Below are 21,112 nucleotides of genomic sequence, written 5' to 3'. Positions count from 1 at the left end.
TTTATATCATGTCCGGTGGCATTGGTATTATATGATTGATGCTCTCATATTATCTGTGAGAGATCGGGGGTTAAATTTCTACCGCAGATGTGGGCAGATAAACGCAGATAAACGCAGATAAGAAAGGGATTTTTTATGCAACCGATGCTACTGGACATGAGATCGAGCCTTGCTTTTCGAGGGGAATTATTAAAAAATTTTTCCAAATATTGTAGAGACGTTTCATGAAAGGTCTCTACAATATTCAAAGACCAGCCAATCCAAAATCTAAAATCCAAAATCCAAAATCCAAAATCGCGTGACAAAAGATGGATTTACTGCGATCGCTACCTCTAGGACTGTACCTCGAACAACCGATTACCTGGCTGCACAAGCTCGATCCGCGAGTTAAGCTAGCATGGTTGATGAGCTTTCTGTTTGCTCCCATTTTGGCAAATCCGGAAAGCCGAATTGTGGTATCGGTACTGCTGATATTGCTGACTTTATCAGCCAGAATACCTCTGCGCGTCTGGCGTCAGCAAATGGGTTGGCTGCTGATACTGTGTGTGTTGGTTTTCTTTTTGAGTGCGATCGCACCTGACGGACTCGCAGTACAATATCAGCCGCGACTGCCATCATATGAGAAGGAATTTGTCAAGCCTCAGCCGGAAAAAAGTGGGGGAGCGGGAGAGGAGGAGAGCGGGAGAGTTTCTCAATCACCGCTGGCGAATCTAAAATCCCAGAATTATAGCTATATCTTATTCAAGCAAGGGCCGATTACAGTCACCCGTAGGTCTTTAGATTTGGCAATTCGCGTTAGTACGCTCTTATTCACCTTAATTTACAGCACTAACCTATACCTGCTCACAACTGCGCCAGAAGAAATCACGGCTGGGATAGAAAGCTTGATGCGACCCTTGCGTCGATTCAACTGGCCGGTCACAGAAATTGCGCTAACATTAACTTTATCTTTGCGCTTTATTCCCTTAGTCTTAGAAGAAGTGCAGAACTTAGTGCGCTCTGTGTGGACAAGAGCGATCAATTGGAAAAAGCTAGGTTTACGCAGAAGTATCCGACTGTGGATGACGGTAGCAGAACGATTGCTGAAAAATTTGCTTTTGCGAGCCGATCAAATTGCCAGCGCGATGAAAGTACGCGGTTTTACCAGTCCCGATCGACATCGCGTGCAGTGGAGTCAGTTGCGTTTGCGGACGGTTGATTGGCTGGCAATGTTAAGTTTAGCGATATTCTGGGGAATGCGGTTGATGTGGGGGTAATGGGGAACTCTAGATAATGATGATCAGAGCAGTGCAACCGTGGTATTGGCGATCGCTCCCTTTAGAAGGTAAAACCGGATCGGCAGTATTCGCCGCTTTGTTTTTGGGGAATAATGCGATCGCGACTCTACTGGAAAGTCCCTCGATTCCCTCTACTCAAAATAATTTAGCTCGATATTCCATCTGCGCTGGATCTCCCCGCATTCTCAACGGAAAACTGCAACTGTGGACACCAGCAATAGGTGAAATTCTACCCTTCCTGCGTAATTTGCTCTCCTCTCCTCCCCCCCACTCCCCCACTCCCCCTCTCCCTTTCACTGGCGGTTGGTTAGGTTGGCTGGGTTATGACCTCGCTTGGGAAATCGAGCATCTACCAAAATATAGATCTGATTCGCTACCGTTCCCAGTTGCTTATTGGTACGAGCCAGAATGTTTTGCTGTATTAGACCACTGGGAACAAAGCCTCTGGCTAGCGGCTTCTGAGCCAGCACAACTCGATTTCTTACAAAATCAACTGGAATCGGATCTGGAAAGAGCGGGAGAGTCAAAAGTCAAAAGTCAAAAGTCAAAAGTCAAAAGTCAAAATTCCGCCTCTTCCCTTTTCCCTCTCCCTGCTCCCTCACCCACTTCCCCCCAATTCTCCATTTCCCAAGCAGACTACGAAGACACCGTTCGACAAGCGAAAAAATATATCCAGGCTGGTGATATTTTTCAAGCTAATCTATCTGTGCGGTTTGAGGCTCGGACAACCGCTTCGAGTTGGTCAATTTATCGAGCTTTGCAGGAAATCAATCCTTCTCCCTTCGCCAGTTATTGGCAGACACCTTGGGGAGCTTTAATCAGTTGTTCTCCAGAAAGATTGGTGAAGCTGGAAGAACGTCAGGCGCAAACTCGACCGATCGCAGGTACGCGATCGCGCTCCTCAGATCCTACTCAAGATAGACGACAAGCTGAAGATTTACTGGCAAACCGCAAAGAAAACGCCGAACACATCATGCTGGTAGACTTGGAACGCAATGATTTAGGGCGAGTTTGCCAGTGGGGATCGGTAGTTGTCGATGAATTGCTTACGATAGAACGCTACAGCCACGTCATGCACTTGGTTAGCAACATCGTCGGTACACTGCGATCGGATTGCGATTCTGTAGACTTGATTAGGGCGATGTTCCCCGGCGGTACGATTACCGGCTGTCCCAAAGTCCGGTGTATGGAGATTATTGAAGAACTCGAACCGGTGCGTCGCAGTTTATTCTACGGCTCCTGTGGCTATCTCGATCGGCGGGGTCACCTCGACTTAAACATCCTCATCCGCACCCTTTTATTTTCCTCCCCCGCTTTCCCCCCCTCTCCCTCTGCCCCTGTGAATACAGTTTGGGGTCAAGTAGGCGCTGGGATCGTCGCTGACAGCGATCCGGAGAAAGAATGGTATGAATCTCTTGACAAAGCTCAAGCTCAATTGGCGGCTCTATCCCACGCCGAAATACCCATGTAGGGTCGGGGGAAGAGCGGCAAACCTTGAATAGGTAATGGTAACAAACAAATCCCCAGGAAATTGGTAACAAATTATCTTCAGTTAAATCGATGCTACCAACTCTCTAATATGAGCCCGCATTACTATAAAGTAATGGGATGAAAAGTTGAGATACACTGTTTGGCACATCCGTCAAAATACCCAACTTGTCTAGATCCCCTCTACCTAAGCTGCTGTTGACTGTGTTGGCGATAAATTTGCACTCTTAATCTGAGTCAATACCAAACAATAGGATGGCTGTCAAGGCTATGCAGCAGTAACAAAGGCAAGAGAGCGACAAAATCGCCCCCAGACGAACTCGTTGCCAGACTAAAGCTGGTGTCGGCAAGACGCAACTAAAGCCCTGCCTCTGGCAAAAGGTGCTAGATCGAAGGGAAGTAAGATAAGAAGGCGACCTAAACGAGTGCAATTCAAGTCTATCTCTACGGCTTAGGGATTAATTTTGGCACCTGCCGATCGATTCACCGCATCTGCTAGGTGTCCGAGTGCCCGTCCCTTGTTAATTTTTATAGCTGGAATGAGGATAAATCGGCTTTTGCTGAAGAATGAATGAAAACACAGAGACATACCTAAATCATCCGACATTTGGTTTACTTTACCGAGTGTGTACGCTAGAAGAAAACAAGGAATTGTTCACTACACTCTACGCGCAACGCTTATTTTTTTTAGTCAGTACTACACCTGCTGGCATCACTTGCGAGCCGATTAGCCGTTCCGATTCTCGCCTCTTGGTAGAAAATCGTCTGCGATCGCTCCGACGCAGCGGCCAAATACAGGAGTACGATAAGCTCATGGTCATTCACCACCGCACATTTCAATGATCGGCTCTCATTTAGATGAGGAGATCGCCTCTCGCATAGCCCTCGTCCGCCAACAGCTACCCGAATCTGTCTGTTTAATTGCTGTCACCAAACAGGTGTCGATCGATGCTATGCGCTCTGCTTATGCAGCTGGAATACGGGATTTTGGCGAAAGCCGCGTCCAAGAAGCAGAAGCCAAGCAATTACAGCTGCAAGATTTACCGGATATCACCTGGCATTTGATCGGACATCTACAAAGCAATAAAGCTAAAAAAGCTTTGGCGCATTTTCAGTGGATTCATTCGTTAGACAGTTTAAAATTAGCCCAGGAACTCGATGCCAAGGCAGGGTCGCTTTTACAAAAACCGCAAGTTTGTCTGCAAGTCAAACTTTTACCAGATCCCAACAAATACGGTTGGACAGTTCCGCAATTGCTAGCAGATTTAAGCGAACTCGATCGGTGTCAAAATATACAAATTCTTGGGTTAATGACTATTCCTCCCTTAGATTTGCCACAAGAGGAAATCTTGGCATTGTTTCACAGTACGCGGGAATTGGCCGAGAAGATCCAGGGGCAAAATTGGTCGCGCATACAAATGCAGCACCTATCAATGGGTATGTCTGACGATTATCTGCTGGCGGTACAAGCGGGTGCGACGATGGTGCGTTTGGGACGAACTTTATTTGGCGAACGATCGGGATAGGGATTAGGGCGTCGGGCGTCGGGCGTCGGGCGTCGGGAATAGGGAATGGGGAGAGGGAAGAGGGAAGAGGGAAGAGGGAGAAGGGAGAGGGAAAAGGTGGAATTTTGACTTTTGACTTTTGACTTTTGACTTTTGACTTCCCCCGCTCCCCCACTCCCATAAAGCCTAACAATTTCTAAAATTAAAGGTTGTAGGGGCTGATATATTGCCAACCGCAAGACATGATAAATAGAATAGGGTGCTTTCCAAGGCAAGTACCCTTACCCTATAGGAGAAGGGCTTGTAACCCAAGTAAAATGTAGTTGCATGGAGTGACAACAACCGTGAATGGTATTTTTAGCAAGCTAAGAGATATGGTTGGGCTCAATGAGCCAGTAGAATACGAATACGACGACTACGACGATGTAGACGATCGGAATAACTACCAAAACCAAAACCTCTATGCAGAGGAAAACCCGCAAGCAGCAACGGAAGAAGAGCGCCGTCAGCGCCGCCGGATGCGAGATCGCATCGGCGTAGCACCAGAAACGGCAATGCCATCGCCCATGAATAACGTGATCGGAATGCCAGGAGTGAACAACGGATTTTCAGAAGTTGTGGTCATGGAACCCCGCAGCTTTGAAGAAATGCCCCAAGCAATTCAAGCTTTGCGGGAACGGAAATCGGTGGTCTTAAACCTGACCATGATGGACCCAGACCAAGCGCAACGTGCTGTAGACTTTATCGCAGGCGGCACCTATGCGATCGACGGTCATCAAGAGCGCATTGGCGAAAGCATCTTCCTGTTTACGCCTAACTGCGTGCAGGTAAGTACTCAATCCGGTGTCGTTCACGAAGTACCGCAAGCGCAAGTACGCATCCCCCGTCAAACTGCGCCTTCACCCGCCTGGGTAGAGGATCGGCGGATTGTGCAGTCGAGTTAGCGATCGCGAGTCATTAGTTAGCGGTCAGCAGTCAGTAGTTACTTGAACGAAGCGCTAACTAATGACTGCTAACTTTTGACTTTTGAATGATTGAATGATTGACTTTTAACAAATGAGTATCAGGTTTGGCATCATTGGCGGCGGGGTAATGGGAGAAGCTCTCTTATCCCGCTTAATTAATCGACAAATTTATCTACCGTCAGAAGTTTTGGTAAGCGAACCGCAGACCCAACGACGCAGCTTTTTAGTGCAGGAATACAGCGTTGGCGTTACTGCGGACAATCGGGAAGTAGCTAGGGCAGCTGAAGTGCTATTTTTGGCAATTAAGCCCCAGGTGTTTGAGGCGGTAGCAGCAGAGTTGGTAGAAAATGTAGTTACTCCCGAAGGGCAACTGGTGATTTCGATTATGGCTGGGGTGACCTTGAATAAGCTGGAATGGGCTTTTCCAGGACAGGCGGTCATTCGGGCGATGCCGAATACGCCAGCAACGGTGGGCGCTGGGATAACTGCGATCGCCGCCGGCAATCACGTCCAGATCGGTCACTTAGAACAGGCACAGCGCATCTTTAAAGCTGTGGGAGAAGTGGTGGAAGTGCCAGAAACGATGTTGGATGCGGTGACGGGGCTTTCCGGATCGGGGCCGGGTTACGTGGCCCTCGTCGTCGAAGCGCTTACGGATGGCGGTGTAGCAGCCGGTTTGCCAAGGACGATCGCTTCTCAGTTAGCACTGCAAACTGTACTCGGTACCGCTCAATTACTCAAAGATACGGGAATGCACCCAGCGGAACTCAAAGACCGAGTTACCAGTCCTGGCGGTACAACTATTGCTGGTATTGGTGAGTTAGAACGTGCCGGTTTTCGTTCGGCTTTGATCGAGGCGGTCAAAAAGGCTTATCGGCGTTCTAAGGAGTTAGGTAGTTGATCGGGTTTTTTTTAACGCAAAGGAACGCAGAGGTAAACGCAGAGGAACGCAGAGAAAAGATGAACATCTAACCAACTCTGCGTCCCTTTGCGAAAACCTTTGCGTTCCTTTGCGTTAAAATTAAATTATTAAATATTATTTAAAATTCATCAAAAAGCTGTGCCTAATTCTTCAAGACGAGGATTTGATTATTATACTATAATTCCGCATAGGACTGAGCCCAAGATATTGATGTATGGGGTTGACAATGGTTGGTCTTTGCCTCATTTTTTACCTGCCAAAAATCATTTCGCTCATGTAGGTCAGATCGATAAAGCTATGCAGGAGCAGTTGGGTATCGATGTGAGGACTCTCTGCTGTGTTTATAATGATTTGGATACTGAGAGCGATCGCGTCAATCGAGTTTTTGCTCTGGAAAATCACAGTCCCAGTTGGCAATTACCTGCTGGATATGTCTGGATTGGCGAACAGGAATTAAATAAGCTTCAGCTAGCTGTACCGGAGCATTTTGCTGTACTTGAAGCTTGGTTTGATGAATTTAAAGACCCTAAAATCAGCATTCAGCGAGTGCCTTGGGCAAGATTGGGTTGGTTTGAAAGGGTATCTGCTTGGATTGAGGCGCAACTTAATCATCTTGGTATAAGTGCTATTTCTCCAATCGAACAATTGAGAGCTTGGGGTATTTCCTGCATCATGCGGGTGAATACAACAGCGGGAAATATTTATTTCAAAGCTTTGCCAAATGTATTAGCTAATGATGCTTTATTTACGCAAAGCTTAGCTGCATCTTACCCAGATAATTTACCGAAAATTTTGGCGGTAGAACCGGAACAGCACTGGATTTTGATGCGGGATTTCGGCGGTACAATTCTTTCTGAAAATAGCGATATCGCTCGTTGGGAAGCATCGCTACGTTTATATGCGAAAATTCAGATAAACGAAGCTAGCCGCGTTGATAAGTTGCTAGCTTTGGGTTGGCCCGATCGCCGGATTTACAAGTTGCCTTTTCATATCGAGATGTTGTTATCTGATACTGAGGCGTTGCTAGCAGGAGATTTTATCATTATTGAGGATGATGATATCGAAGAATTGCGTGGCTTGATTCCGCAATTCCAAGCAATGTGTGAGGCATTGGCAAGTTACAATATTCCGCAGACGATCGTACATGGGGATTTCTGGGCAAAAAATGTGGTTGTGACAGATAATAACTATATTTATTTTGATTGGCCAACAGGTGCGATCGCACATCCTTTTTTTGATATCGTTAACTTTTTGTATATCGAAAAATACGTTCCAGATATTCCCGATGTGCGGACTCATCTCCGCAATATTTATTTGGAAAATTGGACAATTTACGAACCGATGGAACGTTTAATAGAAGCATTTGAATTGTCGATAACATTGGGAATGTTTTATCAAGCAATTACATATTACTGGATAGTTTCTAATTTAGAGCCTCTGGCTAGATGGGAGATGGAAGTTGCAGTACCTTTGTGTTTGGAAAAGCTTTTGCAGTATAATAGAGGATTGTTACAAAGTTAAAATTATTGAGATGTGAAATGAATTATGTTAAACTTTAGTTATACCAGTTCCAAATCATTGCTTCATTAAAAGAATGTCAAGCATGGATGTGTATTTCGTACTCAATGGCATTACTTTTGTTTGGAACAACGAAAAGGCAAGTCGCAATCCACAGAAGCATGACGGCATTACTTTCCAGCAAGCTGCTGAGGCATTTTTCGATCCCTTTCTCGTAGTTATTGTTAATAGTTAATTGTATTGTAGAGGTAAAGTGAGCAATTGTTAAAATCGGGAAAATCGGCAAACCCAGAAAATAGAAAACGTTATAAATTTGAGATCTGGCTTCACTTTTGTATAAAGTACACCCCAGAAACCCGGTTTCTTCAAGAAACCGGGTTTCTCTGTTCCTCACTCTCCTGAAAAGTGCTGTATCCTTAAAGGAAGACCCATTTTAATAGCTATTTCATGGTCAACTAAGGTAATGTTATTTAAATCGAAGAGAGCTAATCTCCCTTTTAAACGGGATACTAATCGGGTTTTAAGAGGAGATAAATCTGCTTTGAGAGTAGGATTTTGAATTTTTAAGACAAAGACAATTTTTAGGCGACGAGGTTTGACAGGGAATGTTTGGCAGGAAGCAGGTAAATTAATTTTAATCTGTTGACCTTGTTCGGAATTAATCCAGACGGATGATAAAATCATTAAAATATCGGTAACTTTGTTAATTAGTTTCTCTAACAGGTAATCTGGTAGTCTTTCTGAGGGAGTTAATTGAGAATAATCTTTGACATCAAGTAACCAGAGAATTTGTTGAGAAGTATCCCACCAAGCAAAGTCCATTTCGGCAAGATTTTTACCTTTGAGTTTCTGATAAGCTGGATTATCTTGCAAGCGAAAGCTTTCTCCATCAGGTAAGTCAATAATTATCCCACTTTCTTGATAACTTGGCATGGTTATGATTCTAAATCTAAGCGCACATCTTCTTCGTAAAGTTGAATGGATGCTGCTATAATTGGATTATCTGGCATTCCTTGGCGCAAATCGCTAAAATTTGCTAATACAGTTTCTTGTTTAATTAAAGAATACAAAGGAATAATCTGTTGATATTTTCTGGCTAATATTTCTAGTTGTTTTACGACTGTATAGCTATGAGTTGCTAGGTAAATCTGCACGCCAGCTTGAGCTAAATCGAATAAAAGTTTAATGAATACCATTAATGCTTGGGGGTGCAGATTGGCTTCTGGTTCGTCAATGATGAGAATGGTTCCAGATTGCAGAGTGTGATTGCGAATTAAGGTGGTTAGAATACCAACTTTTTTGATTCCTTCGGCGGTTTGGGACATTCCAAATTTTTCTCGTCCCCGTTTAAATAGAAATTTATTTTTCTCTCTCGTAATTTCACCATTAAATAATGTTTCCAAGGAATCGAGAATTTCTGCCATCTTGGGGGGCAGTTTTTTTCTAGATACTGGAACTCGCAAAGCTTTGATTAAATCTTGATAGGTATCGTCAAAGCCAAATATTTTTAATTGTTCGGAGGTGGCTGCGATCGCATCAAAAGCAGTTAGAATTTCTTTAGGTGGAATAAACAGGGTATTTATCCCCGTTTGTGGGGGAATATTGTCTGTTGTTTCGGAGATTTTTTTAGTGGTATCGCGACCAAAAGAAAAGCGATAATCTGTATTTAGCAGTTTGGCTTCAACTTCTAATCGAGTTTCCCCTTTTTTCACCAATTCACCCAGTTTGCTATCTTCTGGTTGATAAACCCAGAACATTTTTTCTGCTAGCACTTCTCGCCAATTTGGTTGGTCGGATTGTTGGCGTTTGGTGTAATCTTCAACGCTTTTGGCAATGACATAGAGAAGTTTGAGTAAATAGGTTTTTCCCGTGTCGTTTTCACCAATTAAAACGTTGATTTGACCGTGTTGTTGCCAGTCGAGGTGAGAAAAAATGCCGAAATTAGATATTTTTAAAGACTTAAACATTTTTATTAACGTATTTTTGAGTTAAGTAGTTGCGCTAAATTTGGCGCTTTAGCGCAACTACTTACCTGGCTGAAATATGGAATTTCCTTGGTCATAATTTGTCTTATGCTTGGGGAATTTGTTCGGTTTCTGTTGGTAATTTTTGGCCAATCTTTGGTTCGGTTCCTGCTAGTAAACGCTGGATGTTACTGCGATGACGCCAGATGACGTAGATACCGGCGGCGATCGCAAATATTTGATAAGGTAAAGGTTGACCGAAGCCAAACATCAGCAGGGAAACTGCGATCGCACCTACAATAGAACTGAAAGACACGATGCGGGTGATGGCCAGCATTACTGCAAAAACGCCAAAGGTTGCCAAACCAACTTGCCAAGACATCGCCAGCAAAATGCCCAAACTGGTAGCAACCGACTTTCCGCCTTTAAAATTCAACCAAATTGGCCAACTATGACCGATAATCGCTGCTAATCCCGCCAAAGTAACCAGCGTTGCTAGAGATAATCCGGCTGTGCTAGAAAAAGAGTATGCTAAATGAGCCAGCGCGATCGCTAAAGCACCTTTAGCCGCATCGACTAGCAAAACGACGATCGCAGGCCCTTTTCCCAGAGTTCGCAGCACATTTGTTGCGCCAATAGAACCAGAACCTTGCTCTCGAATATCGATACCTTTAAGTATACGAGCGGCTAAATATCCTGTGGGAAACGACCCTAACAAATAAGATACCAACACCAACGCAATATTGACAGTTACCCCAAACATAATCAACCCATCCTTTAGTGCCAATCTCAAATTGAAAATAGCAGATTGCAGATGGAATCTTTCTATTTTAAATCTCGATCTGCAATCTGAAATTATCTAGCTTCTATCCAAAAACATCTGCGTTCATCTGCGTTCATCTGCGGTAAAATTATCTAAATCCTTAAAATCGATCGCGCTCCAACGAATAGCTAGGCGATTGCGGGTCAGGTGCAAAAGCTAACCACAAGGGAAATTGCAGCACAGACAGACTAATTAGGTCTTCCGTTTCGTCAATAACAATTAACGGCATTTGCCCTTCCTTCACCAAGCGTTCGGCTTTCATTGCCAACGCTTCTGGAGTTTCAAACAAGGTAATTCCCCGTTCTGGGCCAAAATCGCCGCGAGAAATGCCCAGACAATCTTGCAAACCGCGCCGCCATTCTCCCAGACGTTCGGGGGTATTTGCCAGAATCAAAGTGCGGAGACGATCGTGATATTGCGATCGCAAAACTGAGATAATCGATGAAGCGACGAGGATGTTTTGCAAGCGAGAACCCATACTCCGCAACGCTCCCTTGCCACCCTGAGTGAAAAACCAGTACGATGCGCGTTCCGCATGAATTGGTTCAAAGGTGCGACGCAATTGCCAAGGCGGGCCATAATAATCCGGTCGCGTGCGATATTGGTCTAAAAGCTTGCGAATTTGCTTAACTTGTTCCTGAAAACCCTGTTCGGCAAATGTTGGAACTGAGGTAGATTCTTGCACGGGTTTGGCATCTCTAACAACCACCTTTTCTTCTGGTTCTGGTGCTTTGGGAATCAATTCCAATTCCTCAGCAGCCGATGCCAAATCCTGTAAACTACCGACTAGATAATCTTTGAAACCTTGTACCCGAATTGCCAAATCTTGCGAAACCCCAGCAAAAGTGGTTTTCATTTCGGCGCGGATGCGTTCTTGGCGGCGTTCCAATTGTTCTACGGCAATTTGCAGCGTTTGTTTGCGCTGTTCTAATTCGCTCAAGCTTTCTTGAATCAGGCGACCGCAAGTTGTTTGCATTTCGGCTACCTGCTGGGAGAGCATTTTTCTAGTGCTTTGCAGGGAGGAGATTTCTTGTTTGAGAGCTTGTTCTTCTTGTTTTAACTCAGCTACCCGTTCTGCTAACTCAGCGATGCGATCGCTCCCACTCTCCACTTTATCATTTTCCAGGGCGAAATCCCTTTGACTGATATTGTCGTTTCCTACAATATATTCTGTATTGGCAGACAATCCTAAGCCCACTACCAACTCATCTTTTGTCGGCAGATCTTCCGTGCTGGGCGGCGCTAAATCTCCTTCTATAAATTGATAATTTTCATCATCATCTATAGGCACTACTTCGCTAACTACAACATCCGCTGTCGGTGCTTGTTCGACCAACTCAATTATGGTATTTTGTTCTGGTGAATTTGACCATGCCTCAATAGCTGGTTCTCGTTCCGGCGGTTGCTCTTGTTTTTGGGTTTGGGGTTCGTCTGAATTCATTTAACAACTAACAGCTAACAACTCATAGTTACTAACCAGGGGTAAAGCTGGTGGTGGGCAATTCCCACCCTACTTTACTAAATCTTGGGACAGCGTTGCTCTAAACAAGTTTGTAGCATCTTGGGATCGAACAGAATCGGCAGGAAGTGAATGCTTTTGACTTCTTTAAAATAAAACAAGATTGGCACTCTGGGCCAAAAAATGCGCCAATTTTGCCATTCCCGGTAAGGGAAACTGCGAATTATCTTACCAGAGCGGTATATATCTAAAGCGGTTTCCGTAAATTTGAGGCGGATGGTGACAGTCTGGAACAAGAGGAACAATCCGAACAGGGAGATGATGGCGCTAAGCCAGGGTTGTACCAACAATAGCGGTATGGCGATCGATACTAAAACTATGGGTATGGTGTAACTGGGGGAGAGTTCAACCGTTTGTTGGGATTCGATCGAAGCAGCCGTGGTCACAGTCTTTAATTCCTCTTTCAGCAAAGACTTCTCTCTTATTCTATAAGCTCACGTTTCACAAACCTTGTAGGACAACGCTGCCCGTTCCCCGGAACATCACCCAAGTCAAGAAGAAATTGGCGACAAAGATAGCCAGCAGAGAGGTGACTACAGCAGTTGTGGTTGATTGTCCCACACCTTTGGCTCCCCCTGTTGTGGTTAAGCCCCAGCTACAGCCAATCACAGCAATCAACGCGCCGAAGCAAAAAGCTTTGATCGCAGCGCTACAAATATCCCAGACATGGAGAAAGTTACGGGCGGAGTCGAGAAATACTGTCTGGGAGATATTGTATAGATTGGTGGCAATCAGCAATCCTCCCAACATCCCGGTCACCAAGCACATTAGGGTCAAAATTGGCAGCATCAAGCAGCAGGCGATCGCACGGGGAGTTACTAAGTAGTCGATCGGATCGGTTTTGAGCATCAAGAGGGCATCGATTTGTTCCGTTACCCGCATTGTGCCGATTTCTGCCGCAAACGCCGACCCCACTCGTCCTGCGAGAACTACGGCGGTGAGGACTGGGGCAAGTTCGCGGCACAACGCCAGTGCCAGAACTCCTCCCACGGCGGTGCTGGCACCCAGGTTGATAAATTCTCGCGCTACTTGCACTGTAAATACCATGCCCACAAAAGCTGCTGTTACCAAGGCAATCAGGAGTGAATCTGGGCCAACGGCTGCCATTTGATCGATGGTATTGCGGCGGTGAATTTTGCCGTTGAGGATGTGGATGAGTACCTGTCCGCCCAACAAAATCGCGGCCAGCAAGCGCTGTCCCCATAACCCCAAGCTGAAATTAGATTTTCTCCCCTTCACCGCGCCAATGTACTCGCTGCGTTAAGAACTGTATCTAATCTGAACGATCCCCGTGAACAAATCCTTTATATTTTTAATGAAAACTTAAGATTTTTGACTTTTTGGTTCGATGGTGAATGTAACGCCTATTGTGGTAAGTGGCAAGTAGCCATTTTCTGGCATGGGCCTGTCAGTTCGATCGGAGTAGTAAATTTGCATGAATATGATGCCCAACTTCTTCCGCTCTCTGCTGCTGACGAGTTTTCTGAGCTTTGTCGCCCCTATCCTGCTAGTAGGGGGAACGTTAGCAGGTTTGTCTTTGATTGGCTATATTCCCGTTTTGGGAATTATCGGTCAGTCTGGCGCTGTATCAATTTGGCAGTTTCTGGCCGTTTTCGGTAATGGCTGTGCAATTGAGGGATTATTGACAATTGGTATGACTTGTGCTTTGGTAGGAGCTATGTTTGACACCTATGCTTTTTATAGGTATCAAACTTTACGCGGGAATTAAGGGATCGAGTATACTTAAATTCAGCCTATTCCGCATCTTGCGGAGTGCTGGGGAGTGCGATCGCTCAGTACACTTCGTCATGAGTACCAATATCAATCAATACAATCATATGCTCGCCGGAATCAGCATTTTCCTTGAAAGTGTAAATGATTCGGCAATCGTACTCAACCCAATAAGCCCATAACCCTTCCAGCGGACCCCTCAATTTATGCGATTTCAAAGATTGTCCAAAAGGAGCGGCTGCCAGCAATTCCAGCACCGCAAAAATTTTTACCTCTAGTTGGGGATTTTTACCTACAACGCGCTTAAAAGCCCGCTTAAAGCTACCATCCCAAACAAGAATTCTCATTATCCACAAGTAAATCAGCGCGTAGGTCAGCTATTGTACCACGCTTGGCTTGTCCCGCTGCGAATGCTGCCAGAGTCTCAGCAGCATTACTGGCGATTTCCTGGCGTCTTTGTTCAATCCGTTTTTTGCGAATCAGTTCAAACAACAAATCTAGATCCTCTGGAGAAAGAGCGTCAACGTATTCAATCACTGTTTGAAAAGATACAGGGTTACTCATCGACAGTTTTTCGAGGCTTCGGTAGACTTCACACACCATACTTTTATCGTACATGAGTTCTCATGTAGCAAATCTGGTTTAACAGAATCTAAATTATTTGCGGTATCGTTTTTAGCAAAAAAGATGGCGTGGGAGAAAGACGATAGTTAAATTTGCCTAGTGCGATCGATCCCCCTAAAGAAGTACTTACAAAAATTCGATCGCTGGCGATAAGATCGCTTAAGGAGAATATTGCTTTTTTCTTCCGGTAAATCATGAAAGGAAATTTATAAAAAAAGAGAATTTGAATCAATTACAGAGGTTTTCGCGGGACTGCTTCATTTTCCATCTGCGACTGTCCTTTTTGGATTGGGTGTCTGGCTTGGGTGAGTGCGATCGCTTCATCCTCAACCGTCAAGTTTACCATACCCAAACATAAAATTGCGAGGGCTGCAATAAGATTAAACATAATTTTGATTGGCAGCCCCCCAGCTTTATCTATGAGATTGTCTTTGTGCTGCCTTGCTCACCACTTCCATATCCAACTCTAACGCGATCGCAATTTGTTGCACACTCAATCCCAACTGCAACAATCGAGGCACTGTTTCTAGCTTGCCTTCTAACTTGCCTTCTAGCTTAGCTTCTTCAACAACTTCTTGAAAGTACCGCGTCTTTTTCAAATCGCTTAACCCGAACATCGCTTCTACCTCCCCGCGACTCATACTAGGAAATTTATAGACTTTTCGTAACTATTAGTTGGATTCTCCTCGTGCTGCCTTTCTCACTACTTCAATATCCAACTCTAACGCGATCGCAATTTGTTCCACACTCAATCCCAACTGCAATAATCGAGGCACTGTTTCCAACTTGCCTTCCAACTTGCCTTCCAACTTGCCTTCTAGCTTAGCTTCTTCAGCAACTTCTTGAAAGTACCGCGTCTTTTTCAAATCGCTTAACCCGAACATCGCTTCTACCTCCCGGCGACTCATGCTAGGAAATTTATACACCAAGACTGTTTCGATCAATTGTAGAACTTTTTGCCGGAATGCTTCATCCGACTGCTGTTGTGCATTCTGGATTAGCTGTCTGGCTTGGTCAATCGCTATTGTTTCATCCTCAACTATTAAGTTTAGCATCCCCAAACCGACTGACTGGTTTGCCGCTTGACCCAATTCTGACAAATAAACCCGCTGCACTTGTCCAGCCGCCAGAAAGTGCTGATATTCTAATGGTACTTCTGTATCGCTACTTTGGCGGTTGAATACCGCTACCGCACGCCAAGGTCTTTTCGGTTTGTATTGATACAGATAAACGGAAATTTCCGTAAAAAACCGATAGTAAAATTCTTCGTCTCGTTGAAACTGGACTTCGGCAAAATAAATTGGTTGATTGGGTTTCGATGGCAGAAATACGCCATCAATCCGTTTGATTATTTCTTTGATTTCCACTGACTTGAACTCGTAGCCGCTTGCTTCTGATGTCGGCTGACCGATTAGTTCAAAGAAGATGCTGGGTAAACTCTGAAATATTTGATAGAAGATGCTGTCTGTTTTCATGATTTTTTGGGGCTTAGATACTCACCTTAAGACGGCGGCAGGCAAGTTCTCACATATTCTCGAAAAACAGGAGTTAATATAAATGATATTTTATCACATTCTATTGTTTTGAGTAAATAGCGTTTACTCAAAGATTGTAAACCGTTAATCAAGTCCATTGATGACAAAGATAAAACTTGTCTTAAATCTTCTCTTGACACGGGTCGATCGCACTTACTTAATTCTACAACAATTTGTTGTTCTATAGGGGATAATCTATCGAATAATTCCTTTAAACGATATTTAATATCTTCGGTCAAGAGTAAACTGTCCTCCGTTAAAAACTCAGACACTTTTCCTAAAAAAATATTTCTAACTAAGCTGGCAATATCCTTTAAATAAACTGGGTTTCCTTCATATAATTCCAGCAGCTTTGGCCAGGTTTCATCATCCTTCAATCCCAGATTATTCAGGATTTCGGTATCGCCTAAGCCTCCTAATTCCAAACACTTAACAGGATACAATTCCTCATCTAAGCAAATCATTTCTTGGCATTGTTCTTGACCGATTAAGATTAAAGTGCTTTGATGCTCGATCTCTGTCATCCTTGTGAAAAAGGTTTTGTAGTCTTTATATTCAGTTTTGTACTGTCCCGCGAATTGTCCGCTGGTAAATAACTCTTGCACATCATCAAGGATAATTAAACATCTTTGCTGGCGTAAAAGATTGAATAGTTGGGTTAATTTATTGTCAGTTTGAATAGGTTCGTAATTAATCAGTGCGAAAATTTCAGTAATAATGGTATCTAAAGATGGGGAGAGTTTGATGCTTTTCCAGATGATTATATCAAATAGTTGTAAATTTAGGTCAACAAACTGTTTAACTAAGGTGGTTTTCCCAATACCACTGAGTCCTAAAACGGAGATGAGACGGGGGTTTTGAGTGGTTAACCAGTGGGATAGGGTTTGGAGTTCGAGAGTGCGATCGCAAAAATGAATTATCTTAGGCGCTAGGATTAAATCGTGATACACTGTCTTTTTGGTCGTTTTCTCTTCCTTATTGATAGATTGATTTTGCTCTGCTGGAGGATAAAACGGACAATAACTAATATTAGTATTTACACCAACAACAAACTGAGGAGAATTTATAGCTCTTTCTAATGTCCAAGAAAAATTAGATTTATTGATATCTTCATTAAGCTGTTCGGATAAAATCTTAAATAACTTACGACTAACATCTCCAACATAGTTTTTATCATACCCAGATTCATCTGCAATTTGATTGTAACTTTTCCCTTGCCAAACTCCTTGAATGACAGTTTTTTGCAGATCGTCTAGGTGTTGTCCCGTTTGTTTCTCGACTATTCGATCTACAAATTGTAAAATTTCCGTAATAGTCATAAAAGTCAGGTATAATAACGATTTTGGGCATTCTAGCTCAGTATAAACCAAGAAAATCAGGTTTTTTCTGGGCTTTACTTAAAAATTTGTTATAAAAATCCGATCGAATCTGTTTTTTTCAGTTGGTAGCATTTAGCACAAGGCATTTACTATAAGACAAATGACATTTTACCGATCTGGATAAAGTTCTACTTTGTTAAGTAAAACACCGCAAGCGCTAGATACCAAGGAAAAAATGAAATTTATTCGTAAATTTGCCGCAATTGGGGCAATATGCCTAGTTTTTGCGGGTTCGGCTTGGCAAGTAGCACAAGGACAGCAGCGCACCACTTCTCTATTTTCAACTGGTTGCGTTCGGCGCGGATCTATAATGGACAGCAGTCAGCAGGATATTTCTATAGGTAGACAGGTATTTACCGAAATTTTTTATTTTAGAAATAATAATGGGTATGGTGAAAAGTCAGACTTATTACTTACCTGTAGGATTAGACCTGCTGGATCTCAACCAAGGTTTAAAACTCTTCGTCTAGCTTTTGGTATTGCTGATGACCAAAGGGCTAATGAACAAGCAACTGTAAACGTTTATCTGGATGGAAATATGGCTACTTCTAGAACGCTGTCCGTAGGCGAAAAATCCCTTGTAATATTGGATGTCAGCAGGGTAAGCAGTGTCGCCATAGAAACTCCTCAAATTTATAGTATAAAAGTTTCGTTTGTTCAAGCTTTACTTGAGCCTATTTCCTCATCTCCCGGTCGCAGGCAGTAATTATGAGTATCAGCCGACGCAAATTTACTAAGTTAGCTATTTTGGGTGGTGCTTCTGTGGCAGCTACCTCTGGTATATTTTTCCCCAAACCAGCAGAAGCATTTGTTATTGGCCTTATTCTTCGCGCATTAACATCCCGTGCTGTTTTTGGTGGCTTATTGCGCTTTGCTGCTGGCAGAATTATTCGAGGTGCATTATCCGACGAATTTGGCCCTTCTGAAGAAGAACTTTTGGCAATTCAACTAGCCGACAAGGATTTCGTTGAGCGTCAATTCAGAGAAAATAAAACCGAACTTGCACGCGCTCAAACCAATATTATCTGGGGGCAACAAAGACAAGATAAATGGGGGCCAAATGTAGGTTTCGGTTTTGTTCAAAAGTATCAAGGTGAAACTAGCACTGCTAAAATTACTGGCCCTACAATGGCAGGCATTCACGTTGCCAGTCAAGTGCTAGCCAAACAGGGACTTTCTCCTAATCAGGTTGCGGATTCACTTTTCCCTGTAAATTCTCAATTTGATGATTGGTGTAGTTGGGAAGGAGATAGTTTCCCTGATGCAACTGGGAGCCGAAATGTTTGTTTTCAAAACTATCGTACAGCCTTTGGTGAAGTTACTTCTCGCTACGATTTAATCCAACCCGGTCGCGGTGGACGCGGTAATGTTGAACTAATTGTTGAAGGTGGTGGTCAGCCGCGCCGGGAAATTATCGTTGAAGTTAAATTCTCTTGAGAGGAACTGATGAAAAAATCTGTCTTTCGTTCAACTACAGTAATACTCTTAGCAGCTTCGTGTCTGTTATTTGGCAGCGAAACACAAGCCGCTAAATTTAGCAATACCACAAATACAAGCCATCCAGAATCGCACTTATTTTCAAACTCAGAAACTCTTTTAGCTAGAAGACCTCGCCGAAGTTTACCAGCATGGGTGGGAAGAGTACCTAGAAGCAGTAGAGGGCAATGGCTGGATGAAGAAAAGGGTATTTATCGTTCCAGCAGAGGTAGTATTATTGGCCCTTACAGTGCGCTGGCAAATCATCCACAACGACAAGCTTGGCTACGGCGAGAATTCCAAGGACAAAATGTTCAGGCTCACCATCTGATAGAGCGACGTTTTGCTAGATTATTTGGAATGAATGGAAATGATATGCCTGCCGTACTCCTGACAAGAGAACAACACAGTAGAAGAATGGGTAGTGGTGGAATTCACGAACGAATCAATCAACTAATTCGCCCTGGAAATAGATCTGGTAGTAGAAGATATAACCCCGCTCAAGTTTTGCAAGCGTACAGAGAAGCGTATAGGGAAAATGATGATTGGATTGATGCAATTGGGGCAATACTGAGGCCGTAGTGACAATGATGCAAGTGCGATCGCTTAGTTACTAATCCCCATAAAACTCAGCTAAAATAGAATTAATCTCATCAACTGTAATATCTTCTCGTTCTGATTTACTGTAAATAGTCAGCAATAAAACGTTGCTTTCTGATTCAACTAAATAAATTAACCTATACCCTGCACTTTTACCTTTTTGAATATTACTATTTTTAGCTCTCACTTTATAAACAAAATAATCTGCACCAAATCCAGATAAGCGATCGCCAACAAAATTTCCTTTCTGAACTTCCGCAATTATCGGTTCAACATCAGCCCGAATATTGCGATATTTTTTTGATAACCGATACAACTCCTTTTCAAATTCATTAGCGAATCTAACTGAAATTTGATTGAAATTATTAGCCATCGATTCTATTCCATAATTCAGAAATAGGTCGCGTTTGTCCTGCTTTTACTTCTTGTAAAGCACGTTTTAAACTCGCTTTAATTTCTTCCACAGGAGGATCGTCAATATCGTACTCATCTTCATTACTTACTAAAACAATTACTTTCACGCGACTTGGTGCAGGAATATTGAGATGGCTATCTAAAATCAATTGACCTTTTTCATCAATTGTTCCCATTACTTCAAAGGCTTGCATAATTGACTCTCCTCAAACATGGGATAACGCAATTATATCATAAAACTGCTTTTGTAGCGAGGCAATATCAGTTATCCATTGTAACTTGTAATTTCTGTTCGCGTAAGTGAGTGCGATCGCCTAGCTGTGGAGAGTGCGATCGTCTGTCCCGATAGTTTTCATCAAAGCAAAAAAAGTTATCCCTCGGATAATTAACTTAACAATCTGACGCACCCTACAAGCTATGGTTGAGAATAGCGCTTTTTGGTAAAGGTTGGATGAGGTACGATAGGATCTCGCTTCGTTTCACGCGAAGCCTACCTAACGGCATTTTATATGCTATAATTACCGAAAAATAGCATTTCAATAGGTTCGCTATGTCTTCCGTAGAAATCACACAAGCAATTTCCAAAATATCAGAATTATTCCATTTAGCTTTAAATGGAGAAGAAATCATTATTACAGAAAATCAGCAACCATTATTAAAATTAGTTTCACTTCAGCCAAAACCTCAACGTCCTCCTTTATTTGGCACGGATAAAGGAATCATCTCTATTTCTGATGATTTTGATGCACCATTAGAAGGATTTGAAGATTAACAATGCAACTTTTATTAGACACTCATGTAATAATTTGGTTTTTTTCTGGGGATATAAAACTTAGCGATACAGCCCGAAATTTAATTGAAGATATAGACAATATAAAATATATTAGTGTGGCAAGTGTTTGGGAAATGGCAATTAAACAAAGTAAAGGAAAACTTACTTTATCTGTCGGTTTGGACGATTATATTCAAGAAAAAATCAAGCTGAAAGATTTTGAATTGCTAAATATAAAGCTTAGCCATTTAAAAGTAATTTCGCACTTAAATTTTTATCATAACGATCCTTTCGATCGATTATTAATTGCACAAGCTATAGTAGAAAATATTTCTATTATTAGCCAAGACCCTATGTTTAATTTATACCCAATTCACCTTATATGGTAAAGCACAAGCCGTAATCGTTTTCCTCCCCTCCCCGTAGACGGGGAGGGGCTGGGGGTGGGGTTTTCCAAACTTAACCTGGAGTTCCCCGCGCTGCGGGGAACTCCAGAAGACTAAAACCCTTACCCAGAAATGGATGTAAAGATTATCGTTCGGTCAAGTTGTACCCATGTAATTTAAGCTTTTCTTTATTTTTGAGATGATTAGCTTATGG

The 21,112-nt window shown here is 43.1% G+C and carries 28 protein-coding genes; 14 read left to right on the top strand and 14 right to left on the bottom strand.

Annotation, left to right across the window (positions count from 1 at the left end):
* Window positions 1-308: 308 nt before the first annotated feature.
* From ACE1CD_RS17070 to ACE1CD_RS17035, 8 genes are all read left to right on the top strand, one after another.
* Window positions 309-1,256: an energy-coupling factor transporter transmembrane component T family protein gene (locus ACE1CD_RS17070; protein WP_374793531.1), complete on the top strand. Its 948-nt coding sequence runs from the start codon at window positions 309-311 to the stop codon at window positions 1,254-1,256.
* A 16-nt stretch (window positions 1,257-1,272) separates the two neighbouring features.
* The gene (locus ACE1CD_RS17065) at window positions 1,273-2,748 is read left to right on the top strand and encodes an anthranilate synthase component I (protein WP_374825679.1); all 1,476 of its coding nucleotides are present in this window, start codon (window positions 1,273-1,275) and stop codon (window positions 2,746-2,748) included.
* A 584-nt stretch (window positions 2,749-3,332) separates the two neighbouring features.
* Window positions 3,333-3,608, top strand: coding sequence for a transcriptional coactivator PipX (gene pipX / locus ACE1CD_RS17060; protein ID WP_374825677.1), 276 nt, complete (start codon window positions 3,333-3,335; stop codon window positions 3,606-3,608).
* Window positions 3,605-4,291: a YggS family pyridoxal phosphate-dependent enzyme gene (locus ACE1CD_RS17055; protein WP_374825675.1), complete on the top strand. Its 687-nt coding sequence runs from the start codon at window positions 3,605-3,607 to the stop codon at window positions 4,289-4,291. Before pipX ends, ACE1CD_RS17055 begins: the two co-directional genes overlap by 4 nt.
* Before the next feature lie 323 nt (window positions 4,292-4,614).
* A complete protein-coding gene (locus ACE1CD_RS17050; protein ID WP_374825694.1) occupies window positions 4,615-5,214 on the top strand; it encodes a cell division protein SepF in 600 nt (199 codons plus the stop codon).
* A gap of 112 nt (window positions 5,215-5,326) precedes the next feature.
* The gene (gene proC, locus ACE1CD_RS17045; protein ID WP_374825673.1) at window positions 5,327-6,136 is read left to right on the top strand and encodes a pyrroline-5-carboxylate reductase; all 810 of its coding nucleotides are present in this window, start codon (window positions 5,327-5,329) and stop codon (window positions 6,134-6,136) included.
* A 231-nt stretch (window positions 6,137-6,367) separates the two neighbouring features.
* Window positions 6,368-7,678 (top strand): phosphotransferase family protein, encoded by a 1,311-nt coding sequence (locus tag ACE1CD_RS17040; protein ID WP_374825671.1) that lies wholly within the window; start codon window positions 6,368-6,370, stop codon window positions 7,676-7,678.
* Between the two features lie 73 nt (window positions 7,679-7,751).
* Window positions 7,752-7,910: a hypothetical protein gene (locus ACE1CD_RS17035; protein WP_374793545.1), complete on the top strand. Its 159-nt coding sequence runs from the start codon at window positions 7,752-7,754 to the stop codon at window positions 7,908-7,910.
* A gap of 155 nt (window positions 7,911-8,065) precedes the next feature.
* On the opposite strand, the gene ACE1CD_RS17030 is transcribed toward ACE1CD_RS17035, so the two are convergent.
* The 6 genes from ACE1CD_RS17030 to ACE1CD_RS17005 form a co-directional block, all read right to left on the bottom strand.
* Window positions 8,066-8,608, bottom strand: a complete 543-nt coding sequence (locus ACE1CD_RS17030) for a hypothetical protein (protein WP_374793547.1) — start codon at window positions 8,606-8,608, stop codon at window positions 8,066-8,068.
* 2 nt (window positions 8,609-8,610) lie between these two features.
* The gene (locus tag ACE1CD_RS17025; protein WP_374793549.1) at window positions 8,611-9,642 is read right to left on the bottom strand and encodes an ATP/GTP-binding protein; all 1,032 of its coding nucleotides are present in this window, start codon (window positions 9,640-9,642) and stop codon (window positions 8,611-8,613) included.
* A 103-nt stretch (window positions 9,643-9,745) separates the two neighbouring features.
* On the bottom strand, window positions 9,746-10,402 hold the full coding sequence (gene plsY, locus ACE1CD_RS17020) for a glycerol-3-phosphate 1-O-acyltransferase PlsY (protein WP_374793551.1): 657 nt from the start codon (window positions 10,400-10,402) through the stop codon (window positions 9,746-9,748).
* A 160-nt stretch (window positions 10,403-10,562) separates the two neighbouring features.
* Window positions 10,563-11,903 (bottom strand): DUF3086 domain-containing protein, encoded by a 1,341-nt coding sequence (locus ACE1CD_RS17015; RefSeq protein WP_374825669.1) that lies wholly within the window; start codon window positions 11,901-11,903, stop codon window positions 10,563-10,565.
* Between the two features lie 77 nt (window positions 11,904-11,980).
* The gene (locus ACE1CD_RS17010) at window positions 11,981-12,367 is read right to left on the bottom strand and encodes a DUF3119 family protein (protein WP_374793554.1); all 387 of its coding nucleotides are present in this window, start codon (window positions 12,365-12,367) and stop codon (window positions 11,981-11,983) included.
* 55 nt (window positions 12,368-12,422) lie between these two features.
* Window positions 12,423-13,220 (bottom strand): MlaE family lipid ABC transporter permease subunit, encoded by a 798-nt coding sequence (locus ACE1CD_RS17005; RefSeq protein WP_190468663.1) that lies wholly within the window; start codon window positions 13,218-13,220, stop codon window positions 12,423-12,425.
* A gap of 196 nt (window positions 13,221-13,416) precedes the next feature.
* On the opposite strand from ACE1CD_RS17005, the gene ACE1CD_RS17000 reads away from it, so the two are divergent.
* The gene (locus tag ACE1CD_RS17000) at window positions 13,417-13,710 is read left to right on the top strand and encodes a hypothetical protein (RefSeq protein WP_374793556.1); all 294 of its coding nucleotides are present in this window, start codon (window positions 13,417-13,419) and stop codon (window positions 13,708-13,710) included.
* A 64-nt stretch (window positions 13,711-13,774) separates the two neighbouring features.
* On the opposite strand, the gene ACE1CD_RS16995 is transcribed toward ACE1CD_RS17000, so the two are convergent.
* From ACE1CD_RS16995 to ACE1CD_RS16970, 6 genes are all read right to left on the bottom strand, one after another.
* On the bottom strand, window positions 13,775-14,059 hold the full coding sequence (locus ACE1CD_RS16995; RefSeq protein WP_374825667.1) for a type II toxin-antitoxin system YafQ family toxin: 285 nt from the start codon (window positions 14,057-14,059) through the stop codon (window positions 13,775-13,777).
* Window positions 14,034-14,276: a hypothetical protein gene (locus tag ACE1CD_RS16990; RefSeq protein ID WP_374825665.1), complete on the bottom strand. Its 243-nt coding sequence runs from the start codon at window positions 14,274-14,276 to the stop codon at window positions 14,034-14,036. The genes ACE1CD_RS16995 and ACE1CD_RS16990 overlap by 26 nt, the downstream gene beginning before the upstream one ends.
* Before the next feature lie 292 nt (window positions 14,277-14,568).
* Window positions 14,569-14,724 carry a hypothetical protein gene (locus ACE1CD_RS16985; RefSeq protein ID WP_374793561.1) on the bottom strand — a complete coding sequence of 52 codons (156 nt, stop codon included), beginning with the start codon at window positions 14,722-14,724 and terminating at the stop codon, window positions 14,569-14,571.
* A 25-nt stretch (window positions 14,725-14,749) separates the two neighbouring features.
* Window positions 14,750-14,977, bottom strand: a complete 228-nt coding sequence (locus ACE1CD_RS16980) for a hypothetical protein (protein ID WP_374793563.1) — start codon at window positions 14,975-14,977, stop codon at window positions 14,750-14,752.
* Between the two features lie 30 nt (window positions 14,978-15,007).
* Window positions 15,008-15,811 carry an Rpn family recombination-promoting nuclease/putative transposase gene (locus ACE1CD_RS16975; RefSeq protein WP_374825663.1) on the bottom strand — a complete coding sequence of 268 codons (804 nt, stop codon included), beginning with the start codon at window positions 15,809-15,811 and terminating at the stop codon, window positions 15,008-15,010.
* A gap of 26 nt (window positions 15,812-15,837) precedes the next feature.
* Window positions 15,838-17,190 (bottom strand): NB-ARC domain-containing protein, encoded by a 1,353-nt coding sequence (locus ACE1CD_RS16970; RefSeq protein ID WP_374825661.1) that lies wholly within the window; start codon window positions 17,188-17,190, stop codon window positions 15,838-15,840.
* Between the two features lie 235 nt (window positions 17,191-17,425).
* Between ACE1CD_RS16970 and ACE1CD_RS16965 the strand changes: the two genes are divergently transcribed.
* The 3 genes from ACE1CD_RS16965 to ACE1CD_RS16955 are packed head-to-tail and all read left to right on the top strand — an operon-like array spanning window position 17,426 to window position 19,308.
* Window positions 17,426-17,956, top strand: a complete 531-nt coding sequence (locus ACE1CD_RS16965) for a hypothetical protein (RefSeq protein WP_374825659.1) — start codon at window positions 17,426-17,428, stop codon at window positions 17,954-17,956.
* A 2-nt stretch (window positions 17,957-17,958) separates the two neighbouring features.
* On the top strand, window positions 17,959-18,687 hold the full coding sequence (locus tag ACE1CD_RS16960) for a Tat pathway signal protein (protein WP_374825657.1): 729 nt from the start codon (window positions 17,959-17,961) through the stop codon (window positions 18,685-18,687).
* Window positions 18,688-18,696: 9 nt separating this feature from the next.
* The gene (locus ACE1CD_RS16955) at window positions 18,697-19,308 is read left to right on the top strand and encodes a hypothetical protein (RefSeq protein ID WP_374825655.1); all 612 of its coding nucleotides are present in this window, start codon (window positions 18,697-18,699) and stop codon (window positions 19,306-19,308) included.
* Between the two features lie 31 nt (window positions 19,309-19,339).
* On the opposite strand, the gene ACE1CD_RS16950 is transcribed toward ACE1CD_RS16955, so the two are convergent.
* Window positions 19,340-19,699, bottom strand: coding sequence for a type II toxin-antitoxin system RelE/ParE family toxin (locus ACE1CD_RS16950; RefSeq protein WP_374793575.1), 360 nt, complete (start codon window positions 19,697-19,699; stop codon window positions 19,340-19,342).
* The gene (locus ACE1CD_RS16945; protein WP_374793576.1) at window positions 19,692-19,934 is read right to left on the bottom strand and encodes a hypothetical protein; all 243 of its coding nucleotides are present in this window, start codon (window positions 19,932-19,934) and stop codon (window positions 19,692-19,694) included. The genes ACE1CD_RS16950 and ACE1CD_RS16945 overlap by 8 nt, the downstream gene beginning before the upstream one ends.
* 356 nt (window positions 19,935-20,290) lie before the next feature.
* Between ACE1CD_RS16945 and ACE1CD_RS16940 the strand changes: the two genes are divergently transcribed.
* Both ACE1CD_RS16940 and ACE1CD_RS16935 read left to right on the top strand, forming a co-directional pair.
* Entirely contained in the window at window positions 20,291-20,512 is a 222-nt protein-coding gene (locus tag ACE1CD_RS16940) for a type II toxin-antitoxin system Phd/YefM family antitoxin (protein ID WP_374793578.1), read from the top strand.
* Between the two features lie 2 nt (window positions 20,513-20,514).
* Window positions 20,515-20,901, top strand: a complete 387-nt coding sequence (locus ACE1CD_RS16935) for a type II toxin-antitoxin system VapC family toxin (RefSeq protein WP_374793580.1) — start codon at window positions 20,515-20,517, stop codon at window positions 20,899-20,901.
* Window positions 20,902-21,112 lie beyond the last annotated feature (211 nt).

The sequence above is a fragment of the Aerosakkonema sp. BLCC-F183 genome (genome assembly GCF_041929145.1).
In the GTDB taxonomy this organism is placed as follows: domain Bacteria; phylum Cyanobacteriota; class Cyanobacteriia; order Cyanobacteriales; family Aerosakkonemataceae; genus Aerosakkonema.
The sequence above is the reverse complement of the archived record's forward strand: the minus strand, read 5'-3'. Positions and strand labels throughout refer to the sequence as shown.